This is a genomic window from Acinetobacter sp. MYb10 (assembly GCF_002980175.2).
Lineage (GTDB): Bacteria > Pseudomonadota > Gammaproteobacteria > Pseudomonadales > Moraxellaceae > Acinetobacter > Acinetobacter guillouiae.
Genome location: NZ_CP058272.1, coordinates 1,317,784 through 1,332,178 on the forward strand (window position 1 = coordinate 1,317,784; position 14,395 = coordinate 1,332,178).

The 14,395-nt window shown below is 39.3% G+C and carries 13 protein-coding genes; 5 read left to right on the forward strand and 8 right to left on the reverse strand.

Going from position 1 to position 14,395, the window contains the following annotated elements; translation table 11 throughout:
- Positions 1 to 122 precede the first annotated feature (122 nt).
- The 4 genes from antA (at position 123) to CQZ96_RS06210 (ending at position 4,714) form a co-directional block, all read left to right on the forward strand.
- Complete coding sequence (gene antA / locus CQZ96_RS06195) at positions 123 to 1,538, forward strand: anthranilate 1,2-dioxygenase large subunit (protein WP_056515395.1); 1,416 nt, start codon at positions 123 to 125, stop codon at positions 1,536 to 1,538.
- A gap of 2 nt (positions 1,539 to 1,540) precedes the next feature.
- Positions 1,541 to 2,032: an anthranilate 1,2-dioxygenase small subunit gene (gene antB, locus CQZ96_RS06200; RefSeq protein ID WP_056515392.1), complete on the forward strand. Its 492-nt coding sequence runs from the start codon at positions 1,541 to 1,543 to the stop codon at positions 2,030 to 2,032.
- 11 nt (positions 2,033 to 2,043) lie between these two features.
- On the forward strand, positions 2,044 to 3,075 hold the full coding sequence (antC, locus tag CQZ96_RS06205; RefSeq protein WP_004721619.1) for an anthranilate 1,2-dioxygenase electron transfer component AntC: 1,032 nt from the start codon (positions 2,044 to 2,046) through the stop codon (positions 3,073 to 3,075).
- Positions 3,076 to 3,655: 580 nt separating this feature from the next.
- Positions 3,656 to 4,714 (forward strand): AraC family transcriptional regulator, encoded by a 1,059-nt coding sequence (locus tag CQZ96_RS06210; protein WP_105714286.1) that lies wholly within the window; start codon positions 3,656 to 3,658, stop codon positions 4,712 to 4,714.
- A 117-nt stretch (positions 4,715 to 4,831) separates the two neighbouring features.
- Here the strand turns inward: CQZ96_RS06210 and CQZ96_RS06215 are convergent, their stop codons facing one another.
- The 5 genes from CQZ96_RS06215 to CQZ96_RS06235 are packed head-to-tail and all read right to left on the reverse strand — an operon-like array spanning position 4,832 to position 9,745.
- Positions 4,832 to 5,779: a SphA family protein gene (locus tag CQZ96_RS06215; protein ID WP_105714285.1), complete on the reverse strand. Its 948-nt coding sequence runs from the start codon at positions 5,777 to 5,779 to the stop codon at positions 4,832 to 4,834.
- 50 nt (positions 5,780 to 5,829) lie between these two features.
- Entirely contained in the window at positions 5,830 to 6,366 is a 537-nt protein-coding gene (locus tag CQZ96_RS06220) for a flavin reductase family protein (RefSeq protein WP_004721623.1), read from the reverse strand.
- 28 nt (positions 6,367 to 6,394) lie between these two features.
- The gene (locus CQZ96_RS06225) at positions 6,395 to 7,633 is read right to left on the reverse strand and encodes a styrene monooxygenase/indole monooxygenase family protein (RefSeq protein WP_056515442.1); all 1,239 of its coding nucleotides are present in this window, start codon (positions 7,631 to 7,633) and stop codon (positions 6,395 to 6,397) included.
- Between the two features lie 56 nt (positions 7,634 to 7,689).
- Entirely contained in the window at positions 7,690 to 8,481 is a 792-nt protein-coding gene (locus CQZ96_RS06230) for an SDR family oxidoreductase (protein ID WP_105714284.1), read from the reverse strand.
- Between the two features lie 16 nt (positions 8,482 to 8,497).
- Positions 8,498 to 9,745 carry a dienelactone hydrolase family protein gene (locus CQZ96_RS06235; protein WP_105714283.1) on the reverse strand — a complete coding sequence of 416 codons (1,248 nt, stop codon included), beginning with the start codon at positions 9,743 to 9,745 and terminating at the stop codon, positions 8,498 to 8,500.
- A 589-nt stretch (positions 9,746 to 10,334) separates the two neighbouring features.
- On the opposite strand from CQZ96_RS06235, the gene CQZ96_RS06240 reads away from it, so the two are divergent.
- Positions 10,335 to 11,033 carry a DUF1826 domain-containing protein gene (locus CQZ96_RS06240; RefSeq protein WP_105714306.1) on the forward strand — a complete coding sequence of 233 codons (699 nt, stop codon included), beginning with the start codon at positions 10,335 to 10,337 and terminating at the stop codon, positions 11,031 to 11,033.
- A 40-nt stretch (positions 11,034 to 11,073) separates the two neighbouring features.
- Here CQZ96_RS06240 and CQZ96_RS06245 read toward each other — a convergent pair whose 3' ends face one another.
- From CQZ96_RS06245 to CQZ96_RS06255, 3 genes are all read right to left on the reverse strand, one after another.
- Positions 11,074 to 11,484, reverse strand: coding sequence for a hypothetical protein (locus CQZ96_RS06245; protein WP_105714282.1), 411 nt, complete (start codon positions 11,482 to 11,484; stop codon positions 11,074 to 11,076).
- Positions 11,485 to 11,547: 63 nt separating this feature from the next.
- Positions 11,548 to 12,534 (reverse strand): AraC family transcriptional regulator, encoded by a 987-nt coding sequence (locus CQZ96_RS06250; protein ID WP_105714281.1) that lies wholly within the window; start codon positions 12,532 to 12,534, stop codon positions 11,548 to 11,550.
- 619 nt (positions 12,535 to 13,153) lie between these two features.
- Positions 13,154 to 14,308 carry a porin gene (locus CQZ96_RS06255; RefSeq protein WP_105714280.1) on the reverse strand — a complete coding sequence of 385 codons (1,155 nt, stop codon included), beginning with the start codon at positions 14,306 to 14,308 and terminating at the stop codon, positions 13,154 to 13,156.
- Positions 14,309 to 14,395 lie beyond the last annotated feature (87 nt).

A 14,395-nucleotide genomic window follows, 5' to 3' on the forward strand; every position in this document is an offset into this window, starting at 1 on the left:
CAAAAATGTATCCAAGCATTTAATCTGCATAAAGTGGATAAACACATGGAAAATCTGGATAGAGCCCTTCTTTAAATCGCGGTTCAATCAAACAAAGGACTGATTGGACAGAGGAAGAGCCCATGACTGCACGTAACCTCGCCGAATGGCAAAATTTTGTACACAGCTGTATCGATTTTCGACCAAATGATGGTGTTTATCGGATTGCTCGCGATATGTTTACCGAACCAGAACTGTTTGATCTCGAAATGGAACTCATTTTTGAAAAAGTCTGGATTTACGCTTGCCATGAAAGTGAAATTGCCAATAACAATGATTTCATTACAGTACAGATTGGCCGACAACCGATCATTATCAGCCGTGATGGTAAAGGCGAACTACATGCCATGGTCAATGCCTGTGAGCATCGTGGTGCAACCTTGACCCGTGTGGCTAAAGGCAATCAGTCTGTATTCACCTGCCCGTTTCATGCTTGGTGTTATAAGTCCGATGGGCGTTTGGTTAAAGTCAAAGCGCCAAACGAATATTGTGAAGATTTTGATAAATCCAGCCGTGGTTTAAAACAAGGCCGTATCGCCAGCTATCGTGGATTTGTTTTTGTCAGTCTGGATACTCAGGCCACAGATTCACTGGAAGACTTTTTAGGTGATACTAAAGTGTTCCTTGACTTGATGGTTGATCAATCACCAACAGGTGAGCTTGAAGTATTACAAGGTAAATCTGCTTATACTTTTGCAGGTAACTGGAAACTACAAAATGAAAATGGTCTGGATGGCTATCATGTTAGTACCGTGCATTATAACTATGTTTCCACCGTTCAACATCGCCAGCAAGTTAACGCAGCCAATGGCAGTGAACTTGACACACTTGATTATAGTAAATTAGGTGCGGGTGATGCCGAAACGGATGATGGTTGGTTTAGCTTTAAAAATGGACATAGTGTGCTGTTTAGTGATATGCCAAATCCAGCGGTACGTCCTGGTTATGATGTGGTGATGCCTTATCTGCTGGAAAGGTTTGGGGAAAAGCGCGCTAAATGGGCCATGCACCGTTTACGTAACCTCAACCTTTATCCAAGCCTGTTCTTTATGGATCAGATCAGTTCACAACTGCGTATTGTCCGTCCTGTGGCATGGAATAAAACCGAAGTCATCAGCCAATGTATTGGTGTCAAAGGTGAATCAGCGGAGGCACGTCGTAACCGTATTCGTCAGTTTGAAGACTTTTTCAATGTATCAGGATTGGGTACACCAGATGATCTGGTGGAATTCCGCGAACAACAAAAAGGCTTTCAGGGCCGTTTAGAACGCTGGAGTGATATCTCACGCGGTTATCATCAATGGAATTATGGCCCATCACAAAATTCACAAGATCTTGGTATTGAACCCGTGATCACAGGGCGTGAATTTACTCATGAAGGGCTATATGTCAACCAGCATGGTCACTGGCAACGCCTGCTCCTCAATGGACTCAATAAAAAAGCACTTAAGATGCAAGAAGTCACTTTTTTAAATCAATCTGTTACGGATGAGGTGTAACCATGTCTCTAGAACTTCATTTTGCAGTGTCTCAATTCCTTTATAAAAAGGCGGAACTGTGTGATCGCTATGATTGGGATGCTTACCTTGAACTCTATGATGAAGATAGTGAATATCATATCCCGCAATGGATTGATGACCATCACTACGTTCAAGATCCCAATCAAGGCTTGTCCTATATTTATTACCCCGATCGTTCAGGACTTGAAGATCGTGTGTTCCGTATCCGTACTGGAAAAGCAGCTTCTGCAACGCCTTTACCGCGCACTCAACATAATATTCACAATGTACAAGTAAAGACTCAAGAAGATGGTTTGGTTGAGGCAAAGGTAAGTTGGCGCACGCTTTATAATCGTCAGGGCCTTGAAGGATGCTTTTATGGTCATGCCACTTATTTGCTCCGTCCAACTGAAGATAGTTTCCGTATTCGTCGTCAACACAGCGTATTGCTTAATGACAAGATAGATTCGGTTCTCGATTTCTATCACGTCTAAGGAGAAATACAATGAGTCATTCTGTTGCACTCAACTTTGCCGATGGTAGAACATTTTTTATCGCAGTACAGGAAGACGAATTGCTGTTGGACGCAGCGGTTCGTCAAGGAATCCACCTCCCGCTCGATTGCCGTGAAGGTGTTTGTGGAACCTGTCAGGGGAAATGTGAAACGGGTATTTATGAACAAGAATATGTTGATGAGGATGCATTAAGCGAACGTGATTTGGCTGAACGTAAAATGCTGGCTTGCCAGACACGGGTTAAGTCTAATGCCGCTTTTTATTTCGATCATAGTTCCGAAATCTGTAATGCGGGTGAGGCTTTAAAAATCACCACGGTGGTTACTGCTGTTGAATTGGTTTCAGAAACCACCGCGATCTTGCATCTGGATGCCAGTAGTTTTGACAAGGAACTGAATTTTTTACCAGGTCAATATGCACGTTTACAAATTCCAGAGACTGACGATTGGCGTTCTTATTCATTTGCCAATCGTCCCAATGCCAACAATCAACTTCAGTTTTTAATTCGTCTGCTGCCAGATGGTGTAATGAGTAATTATCTCAGAGAACGTTGTCAGATTGGACAAAGCCTGATGATGGAAGCGCCTTTAGGTAGTTTTTATCTACGTGAAGCTGAACGCCCTCTGATCTTTATTGCAGGTGGTACAGGTTTATCGGCTTTTTTAGGTATGCTCGATAATATTGCCGATCAACCAAATCAACCCTCAGTGCAACTCTATTATGGTGTCAATACAGAAGCCGATCTATGTGAACAAAAGCGTTTGATCGCCTATGCAGAAAAGATCAAAGACTTTAGTTATCATCCGATCATTTCAAGCGCCTCAGAACTATGGCAAGGAAAATCAGGCTATATCCATCAACATCTGGATAAACAACAACTTCAACAACAGCGCTTTGATATGTACTTATGTGGCCCGCCACCGATGATCGAAGCCGTTAAATCTTGGCTAGATGAGCAATCTATCGAAGATTGTTCGATTTACAGTGAGAAATTCTTACAGAGCAATACGGTTAGAACTTAGTTTTAACAACAAAATGCGTGTCATATCTTAAGATATGACACCAACTCACAGCAGGGTTAAGCTCAAAATGATTCGAATCTTAATTGGGCAACAAAACTTATTAAATAGCGAGATCCTAGAATGATTTATTGATGGAATTTGAATATTTTTTCTACGTGGCCTGAATATTTCAGTTTTGTGATATCCTGATATTTGCAATAATATGAGGGTTTTTAATATAATTATATTATTCAATAAGTTAAGCCAATAAAAACAACCAAAAATAAATTGATCATTTTAGTCAGATTTGCTATACATAGAGATAGATCTTAAGGAATAGGATCATATAAAGAGTACAAAGCATGATCAACGCTATCCTTTATTTTTTTAAAAATACCATAACGTTTTTATTGATTTGATCACGCCAAACTAGACTAAAAATATGTTGTATCGAGGTATTTTACTTGGTCTATTTTTTGCTTAACTCTTTATATCACTGCCAGCCACTTAAAGTTTTAAGTATTGTTTAGTGCATTTTAATCAGGTCATCATGTGACATAAAGATTAGCTGTAATAAACAAGCCAGCCAAAAGGAATATTTATGAGTCAGGTCGATCCTACTATGGAATTCAATGGACGTCATTTACAGCAATGCCCCATTTTTTCATCGCAAAACTTAGTCTTTCAGCATCAAGACTTGGGCGAAACCTGCAAAAGTGTTGGGCAAATCTTCAAACCGCATCTATTAAAAATCGTACAACAACAAAACGATTTTCACTCATCCATGCACCATCTTAAAGCAGGACGATTATCCATCAGTCGTCTTGAATACAGTGCCGATGTCTATATTGAACCTGACCATTTAGAAAAATTTTATCTGATTCAAATCCCAACACACGGATATGCAGAAATTGAAATGAATCAACAAAAATTTATTTCTTATCCGCAAGTTGCCTCTCTAATTTCACCCGAACAATCGCTAAAAATGCGCTGGCATGCCAACTCCCCACAGCTGATTCTCAAAATTGATAAAGATGACCTTTTACAGCACTGCCGCCAGCATCTTCCAGACGCACAGCAGCACCCTCCTATTTTTGAACCCAAGCTTGATCTTTCTACCCAAGGTGGTGCTTATTTTTTCCAATTGATGCGTACATTGATGGATGCGCTTGCTTGTGAACAGCATCCTTTGCATCACCCAATGGCATTTAAGCAGTTTGAATCCAGTCTATTTAATGCCCTGATTTACGGCCAAGCCAACAGCTTATTGCATCAAATCGATCAGTACCGAGAAAAAGCCATTTCACCTTATTTTGTCAAACGTACTGAAGCCTATATGCGTGAAAATCTACACGCAAATTTAACCATTGAACAATTGGCTGAACAAGCAGGCGTAAGCGTACGTACCTTGTTTGCTGGATTTAAAAGCTTTTTAAACACCACGCCAATGTCATATTTAAAAGAGTTGCGTTTTGAACAAGCACATATGGAACTGCTACAAAATGAGCATGTCTCAGTCACAGATGTCGCGTTTAAATGGGGCTTTAGTCATCTTGGGCGTTTTTCTCAGGAATATAAACGTCGATATGGTGAATTACCCTCTTGTACACGCCGTAGCACCCTTGAACAGCAAGATCTTAGGTTTAAGCCGTATTCTTAAGCAACCGATGATTTTTAGTTAAAGAGATTTTATTCATTATAAAAAATTAAAAAACCTATTTAGACGTATCTAAATAGGTCAAGTATATCTGTCAGTATGTTGCCATAGCGTTTCAAATCAGAAGTGATGAATATAACGTAATTGCAAACGAGTTCCTTCTGGACGATTTTTTGCATCCTGTTCAAAATAGGCATTTGTCACGATATGATCATGTTTAGAAAAGCTATACATCGCCCCCGGTCCAATCGCCCACACTTGTTCACGTGTGCCTGTTAATTTTTCACCCTCTACTTCCGTGTCAGTCATTTGCTTAAGCCAGTAACCATTGATCCCTAAGCGTAATTGTGGTGTAAGCGCATAGTCGGTTGCAAAATTGGCATGGATCGCTTGCCCTGCCTGAATATCATCTGCAAGACCGAAGCTATAATTTGGATCATCATTTTTAAAATTGTACAAATAGTGCAGACGTGTAGAAACCGTCCACTTTGGATTAAACCAATAAGTTGCTGCCCAGTATGGATCAAATGAGACGGCATTATTGCCCGGATTAATATTTTTATTCTGATCATATTTCCCTGTCGGTAAATTGACCTGAAATTCAAAACGTTGTACGAATTTGGGCCCATCTTTGCCCATGACTGGGTCAAACTGGATAAATGGCCCAATCATCAGATCACCAAAACCCCCTTGGGCTTTAATCGCGGCATTATTTAAACCATCATCCATATCCATTTTACTGACAAATGGAATCAGCACATTCAATCCTAACGATGCGTGTTCACCTACACGCACATCGGACAGATAACTAACTTGTTCAACAATGACTTGATAATTTAAGTCGGTCTTGGGTAAAGCTAACCGATGAGCTTGATTGTCTTTTAACTTGTTCGAATCATAATTTTGCAGATACGTTTGAGAATACCACCCCGGCCCAGCAGGCAGTCCACCATCCAGAAAACTGGTCATGCCCAGATTCACTGTCGGCAAGTCATATGCCTGTGCTGCAACCGCTGTTAAGACCACTGTTCCAGCAAGAAAACCTCTTTTGATCACATTATTTTTCATTTTCGATCCCCGAAAAAAATCACGATCAAAATTGATCGTGATTGTTGCTGTTAAATACTCAGTTCTGGATGCGCTGCAGCAATACGATACTTGCCCGCATGAAACACCAAAGGCTCACCAATACGATGTTGATAATGTTCAATCTGACCAATAAAAATCAGATGATCCCCCCCTTCATATTGATTTACGTTTTTACATACCAATGTTGCCAATACATCTTCTAGTAACGGTAAACCGCGCTCACACTCACGATGTGCAATGTTGGCAAACTTATCCTCTGAACCACGGGCAAAATGCCCTGAAAGTGAGTGATGTTCTTGTGCCAGCATATGAATCGCAAAATATTCGGCCTCAGTAAAATCCAATAAACTTGGTGCAGTCTTTGACAAACTCCATAAAATCAGCGGAGGATCGAGTGATAGTGAAGAAAACGAGTTGGCTGTCATCCCAATTTTTCGTCCATCTCGTCCACGGGTTGTAATCACCGTAACCCCTGTAGCAAACTGCCCTAACAGGTTGCGGATTTCTCTTGGATTTTCCGTATCAATCGGTTTTAAATCCAGTTCCTGCGATGTGTTGATATTCATAACATTCACCTTTGACTTTGCTTCCCTGTTAAGCCACTTTTTGACAGCTTTTCGATTCGATAAAACGTTGCGCCTGTTCTGGATCAAACCACCATGGGGCAAAATTGCGTGGATTATCAAAATTATTGGCAATACTCGAAGCAATGGCATGGTTCTGCTCAGCCGCCGCCAAAAGCTCAATCATGTGCGGTTGTGGTGGCAACAATAAACTGTTGGTCCAAGCCACGACTTTTTCCGCATATGCCCAATAACGTTCAAATGTCTGTTGCATCCATTCATCTGTAAATGTTTGATTGTCATGCGCTAAAATGGCATCGAAATAAATTTTGCTACACTTGGCGGCATTGTTTGAACCTTGCCCAGTGATTGGGTCGTTCACCACTAATGCATCGGCCATACCAAAAACTTTACGACCAGATGGTAGGGTTAATATCGGTTTACGCACTCCCGGTGGAAAACGTCCAGACAGATAGCCACCAGCGTCGGTTAATTCAATATTTTCACAACGTGCTGCTTCCCAAGGCACATATTTGTTTAAAATATCTTTACTCATTTGCAAATGCTGTTCTGGTGTTTTTGCATCTTGCCAGCAATCCATCGGCCCACCGGGAATGCCTTCAAACACCATAATTTCACAAGCACCTGTAACTGTAAGCGCAGGAAAACAGAAATATTCACCCACTTCTGGAATCACGTTAAAAGTCACACGAGAATACGGCGACATTTGCTTCATACCTGTCACATAGGTCAAAGCAAGCGCGCGTTGTGGCTTATCAAAACAACTACGCGCTTCATCACGCTCGAACTGTTTAACCACTTCCCCCTTACCTGCGGCCAGTAAGACCAGCTCATATTCAGCAGTGAGCTGTTCCAGTTCATCTATTCCAACATCTTGAATAATCAACTGACCACCACGACGCTCAAACATTTCCATCCAGTACGGCATCTTGACGCGCTGATCTACCGATTGTGCATAACGCTCCAATCGCGCACTCCATGCAAAGGCAGGCTGTTTTGTTTCTGGGTTGACCAGTGTAAATCCAATCCCTTCAACCGCTGGACATTGCTCTTCCCAAAAATTAAGTCCAACATCACGCTCTGTTTGCAAGGCCGTGTGAAACATACACTGACTCGACATGACCTTGCCCTGACGAATTTCATCACCAGTACGGTTGGTGACAATCGTCACCTCATAACCTGTGTCTAATAATCCTAAACCGAGCTGCAATCCAGATTGACCCGCTCCTACTATAGCTATACGACGCATCATGGTTCTCCCATATTTTTTTAATTCATTGAGTGTTTTAAATGTTTGATTTGCTATCACGCTTCATCGGCTAAACGTGGAATAGCTGGTTGATTCCCTTCAGGCCCCATGACGGAGTAACCACCATCGACGGCATAATCTGCGCCTGTCACAAAACTTGCGGCTGGCGAGAGTAAAAACAGCACCACATTGGCTACCTCTTCGGGATGACCTAGACGTCCCAGCAAGTGATAGTCAGCTGCTACGGCATCAGCTTTGCTTCGGTTATTGCCACTGACGTCGGCAATCACCCGTGACCATGTCCAACCAGGTGATACCGAATTAACCCGCACCCCATCTGCTGCAAAATCCATCGCCATGGACTGGGTGAGTTGTCGCATCGCTGCTTTTGAAACGGGATAAAGCCAACGTCCTGTTTGTGCAAATTTGGCGGAGATCGAGGTGAAATTGACAATCGCACCATGCTTGGTTTTTAAATCCTCATAAAACGCACGGGTCAGTTCGACGGCTGAAAGCAGATTAATATTCAATGCTTGTAACCAGTCTTCACGTGAGGATTTAAAGCCATCATCCAGATAGGTACAGGCCAGATTGACCAAATAATCAACTTTGCCAAAGCTGTCGTGAATTGTTTTCACTGCGTTTACAATCGCCACATCACTGCTTAAATCAGTTTGAATAAATTGCGCCTGCCCGTGCATGGCATCCGCCACTTGCTGTCCTTGTTGGTCAATATCCAGAATAATGACTTTTGCACCTGCATCGACCAATGCTTGAACTACGGCCTGACCAATCAGGGTTGCGCCGCCACTGACCACAGCGATTTTCTGATTCAATTGAATATCCATATTCCACTCCTGATAGTTAAAACGATTTGCCTTCGCTGCTTGACCAAGACGGCATGAGGGTATTGGATGGCAAATCTTCATCCAGTAGTTTTTGAGCAGTTTCTACACCAGCAACGGGTAGCCCTTTAGGATTGAGTAATCCAATTTGAACCAGAACGGATGCCTGATCCCAGTAGATATGTTCATGGCAGAGTTTTGGGCCACGGAACTGAATCACACCCAGCATAGGAATCTCAACATACTTCCCTGTTGGCGCGACTCCCGGCAGTAACCAGTCAATTTCACTGTCATGGGTAAAACTCATAATGAATTCATCCACCACCTGTGTTGAACCAACAGTGCGTGAGATCGACGTGATCTTCATATCTTTAGGATTTTGATGAACGAAGTGATATTGATAGAAGCGGGCAAGTTGGCTATATCCCACACCACCTGTCAATGTTGGAATATGATTGACATAGGGTTGCGCCACCATGGTTGCCATAGTGGCAGGTACATCGCGTGTATCAAATTCATAACGGATATGCGCTTCCCAAAGTGCAACCAAATCATAAACTGGTCCGATACTTTGATGCAGTGCGGTAATACTGCGTTCATGAGCAAAACGTGCGGAGGGTTTGTGATAATGTTCGCTGTTTGGTCGGGCAAAGGCATGATCTACACCCTCATAGACATAAGCCTGAACATTGCTATATTGGGCGGCAGCATCCAGAATCTTTTGGCGTGCCTCTGGCGGTGTAAACTTGTCTAATTCAGCAATATGTAAAACTACTCGCCCTTGGGCATTTTCAAGTTCATCGAGTGTCTTCTCGATTCCTACCCCGTAATACCCCACTGCACAGGCCACTTCAGGAATACGACAACCTGCCAGATACGCCAGTTTTCCACCCAGACAATATCCCACGACACCTAAGCCTGCAGTGGCATCGCAACTCTCCAAAGTTTTGAGAAAATTCAAGCTATCTTGAATATCTTCGACACCTTGATCTTCATCATAGTGTTGATAAAGCTCGAAGGCTTTTTGAAAATCTTGCTCGGTATAACCCAGTTCAATGCGGGGTGCAGTCCGCCAGAATAAATCTGGTACCAATACGGTATAACCTTCCTCAGCCAAAAAATCAGCCTTGATACGCATCGCGGCATTCACACCAAAAATTTCCTGACACAGTACAATTCCAGGCCCTTTTCCGCCCTGTGCAATTGCCAAATACCCAGCAAATGACTTCCCTGTTTGTGTTTTTACTTCAATATATTGACCTGACATTTCATCCACTCCAGACCTAACCGTTAGCGTTATCATGTCTGTGAAAGGTATTTAACGTCTGTCCAAAATCTGCGAGGATTATCCAATCAGTGCGGAATACTGTGAAAGATGAAAATTCAAAGCATAAAATTTATTTTAGAAATCACTAGATCTTTTCATAAATCAAAAGATAATCATGTCGAATGGATCATATTGATATTGAAAGTGCCTTCTGTCTTTGGAATCAAGCGAGGATGATAGAATTTTTATCTTGAATGATGGCTTTTAAAAAGGTTTATAAAAGAAGTTGATTGCCACTTTTTATACATATTTTGACACCGACTTTTCTGAACAGCATTATCTTAAACAAGATTTTGCTCACCACATCAGTAAGAAATAGTTAAACAAGTAAATCTACGATTTTGCAAATTTTTTCAATAGAACTCATTATTAAAACAATCTCTCTCAGCAATACATTGCAAGAATACCCTGTTGTTCAGTAAGCTATGTTCAACGCTACATGTAATGCACGTTTTTGTGCGATTCGTCCCAACTTCTATAAAGCTGAGTAAATATATTAGACATGGTTTCTGATTTATTAAATTCTAATATGCAACCTGCATTTTCTGACAACAATCAAGTTCGTGTAGTAACGACTTTTTCAGAACTTGTAAATACGACATTTCAAGGCGAGAAAAATGCTATTTGTTGGAACAGAGATTTGCTGGGTAATTTTAAAGAAATTGTGTCTAAACTTGAATTAAAAGAAAATATTACCGAAGTTTCCACTGAAGATCTTTTAGCACTACAACTTTCAGAAAAAGGCATTCTGGCAAGAGATGTCATCTTAAGGGATATACAACTATTAACTGATTTCGGCGCATCGCCTTCACTGAACTTACTTAAACATTATGAACGGGATCAAGATCTGGATTTCATTTCTATAGATGTATATTCATATCATGTTGATCGTTCGCCCATTGAAACAGATACATTTTTATGTACCTATCATGGCGCTGCCAGTGACATCATCTCCAATGATCAAGTGGAACAAAAGATTTTGATCCCAGAAATTAGGGAACAGCTTAAAGCATTACATGATGGTCCTGAAACGGAATTTGAAACCTTTCTGCAAGAGTATTTTTTTGATCTGCATTACCAGCCGAAACCCGACTCAGAACCTTTAAACTTAGGCTTAGGACATCTTTGGCGCTTAGCAGTAGATCATCCAACACAACAAGTTTTACCTTGCGTTCATCGAGCGCCCATTGAAAAGGATGGCGAGTATAGGTTATTGTTGATTTGTTAGATTGGAATTTGATCAATATAAAGGGCATTTTGATAAAAATTTAGAAATCCTTATACTTAATCATGTTTAATATTTTTTTCGCTTTATGTCTTACTTTTTGACTATATCTAACTCTATTTGAAAATATTTGATTCAAATATTCAGAGAAAAATTCAAAATTTATTGGATTGCTTTCTTTAAGCCAAGTTAATGAAAGATCCCCCCAATATTCTGATCCAATTAAGAAACCTGCTTCAATTAACTCAATTTCAGGAAATACTAACCATTTTTGTAAATCTCCAATCTTTTCTATAAATTTTTCTCTGCCGACCTCTAAAAAAGGTAACAATGAAAGCGTAACGCTATGATTTAAAAGATTGATTTCATAATTTTCATTTTTAATATTAATTTCCCAAGTATTTAAGTCATTATAATGTAAATAAATATCTTCAGATAAAGCGTAAACCTTCATTTTATTTCCACATCTATCTAACTCAAACAGCGCGTGTGAATTTAATTGTCGATGGATTATGCATCATATTTTTACTCGATTCTTAGTTTCACTTGGATTCTCTCCAAATTCTTCACGATATTCATGCGAAAAACGGCCCAAGTGATTAAATCCCCAATCAAAAGCTAATTTTGAAATGGAAATATTTTTATCCATAGAGGTACTTAAGGTCTTATAAACTTGTTGTAAACGATATCTACGTAAAAAAGTCAAAGGACTTGTTCCATAATACTGTTGAAATTCAGCATATAATTTAGACTTTGATACGCCAGCTAATCTTAGCAAATCTTCTGCACGAATCTCCTCATGGGCATACTTCTGAATATAGTCGCATACCTTACGTAAGTATTCTGGCGCTTGTTGATCAGATAAGGATCTTAACAAGCTTGAATAATTATTTTCTTGCGAGAGTAATAAAGCTTTAATCAGGAAATTTTCATAATCCTCTGACCAAAGTTGTAAGCCCTGCATACTTTTGTATTGAGATCGCAGCAACAAAAAATGATCAATATTTTGCCACCACATCCCGATACCCTGATCAATCTTCAAACTCATTTCAGGATTGAAAACCACGGGCTCTTCAACAGACCGACGTAGTAATTCGCCTAACACCTTCTGCATACTTTTTTCAGGAATAACCACTTGATATTTTTTACAATCTTTATCAATCGCTAAATCTTGTAAATCTGCATTAGATAAAATTAGCCCTTTATCAGCACTGGAAATATAATTGGTGCCATTGATTGCTAAAGTCTGCTTACCTTGAATCGGCAAGCTAATACTATATGCCCTTAAATTAGACGTGTTAATGAGTACATTTGCACCATAGCTGATCTTACCGATCGCCATACGCTTGTGGGGTAATCGAATCCCTTCATAATGAAAATCCAAGACATTTCGACCGCATGTATCTAAGTGATGCTCCCCACATATTGAGGACATTAAACTGTGTGCAAATTCTGCCTGACGGGAATAGTGATTTAGATCCATCTCTTGGCTTAGTGATAACATATTCTTTTCACCTAGCTAACGCTCAATACTTGTTAAGGGGCAAATTACGTGCCAATTCCTTTACTTAAAATATTAAGCTCTGTTTATCCATAAACAATGTAGAAAATCAATTTTGTATCTTTCTTTATAACAAATTTAATTGAGAACTTATATACTATTTGAGTATGAAATTATTACTAAAATAAGTCCCCTTGCAAAATGTCTCCAGCGTTTAAAAATCTGACTACAACATAAAAAATATTATTTTCTTTAGCTTGTGATTAAAAATATAAGCATAGATATTAAGATATCCAAAAAACTAGAATTCCCATCATCTATATTGTTTATTTAAGCTATCTTCAACATAATGAAAAATTATGAGGCTATTGACTCTAATTCACCTTAACTTGTAGCGATACTCAATATAACCTGCAATACTTATCATTATTTATTAAAGCTTACATCTAATAATCAAAATTATTTAAAATAATTCGACCTCTATTGAATAAATCAAAAATAAGCATGTTAAGAAAATCATACTGCTATTCAAAGTGCCTTCTCCACTTTGAAGAAGGCTAGAATGATAGGTTTATTATAGATTTATGCTTTAAAAAAACTTATGCAAGAAAACTACTGATGATTACCATTGATAACGAAGTCTAAATAAATGCAGATCAGGCGTTGCTTTACTATCACTGGTATATAATCGTTCATAGTCAAAACCAATACCATAATTAAAGCGCAATGCCATACCTACTCCCAAATCGCGTCTTGAAAAATCCTCACCTTGAGTATATTTAATATGATCACCCATAACATAAGGTTGTATCGATTGAATACCATAATTTTGCACTTTAAACTTATATCCTGCATAGTATTCAATACCATAAGCTTCAGTATCCAAATAATGTTCTACGCCATAAGGTGCTGGCTGATTGCGCGCAAGATTATTCGGCACTAGGTTTTTATACCATCCTGCTCCCACTCCCCACATCCATTGACCATCAAAATAATATAAAGCTGTAGCGATTACATGTTGAGATAGATCATGATTATCTTGTGAATCAGATAAACTGACTTGATTATGTTTATAAGAAGTTCCCCAATGTAAATTTTTGCTCAAATGAACATCGGTTGCGATCTCTTCACCTGATTTCAACTTATAGTGGAAGTTGTTCAGTGAGGTTTCATCTCCAAATAAATACGCTGCATAAAAATCAACATATTGATTTTTCTTTTCATAACGTAATGTTTTACTTGAAACTAATGTACCATCATGAAATGAAAAAGGACTCCACGTAGAAACTTGACCTAGCATATCGTAATCCCAAAGATCTGTTTTTACTCCAACGACATCATGGTAAATACTATACATTTTGCCAAACTTTAATGTGCCATATTGAGAATTTTCCATACCCACATATGCTTGAATCGTTGTGAACTCTTCATCATTCTTAGCATAATGACCATCCCAATCCAAGATTTTTGGTAAATTAAAATAATTTTGATACCCTGCAATTAAATGTGTATTTTCATCCAATTTATAATCAAGATCTAAATACATACGGCTCGCAGCACTATAACCATTTCTACGATATTTTTGACTTTGATTGTTGGCATTATATTGATCAAAGTTTAAAGCTTGTAAGCGCATGCTCCCATGTGTTTTAACTGTAAAACTATCTTGATCAGAAAAAATTTGATCTTGGTGGATCAGCTCAACTTCAGCAGATACTGTTGTTGCATTTAGTATTACCCATGTGGAACACACAATTTTTAATGTTCTTTTTAACATTTCTACATCCTTGTCATTCAGATTTAAATCGTTAGACTATCCTTTCTAACCATGATGAAATTTATAACAATTAAATATTATCCGTGT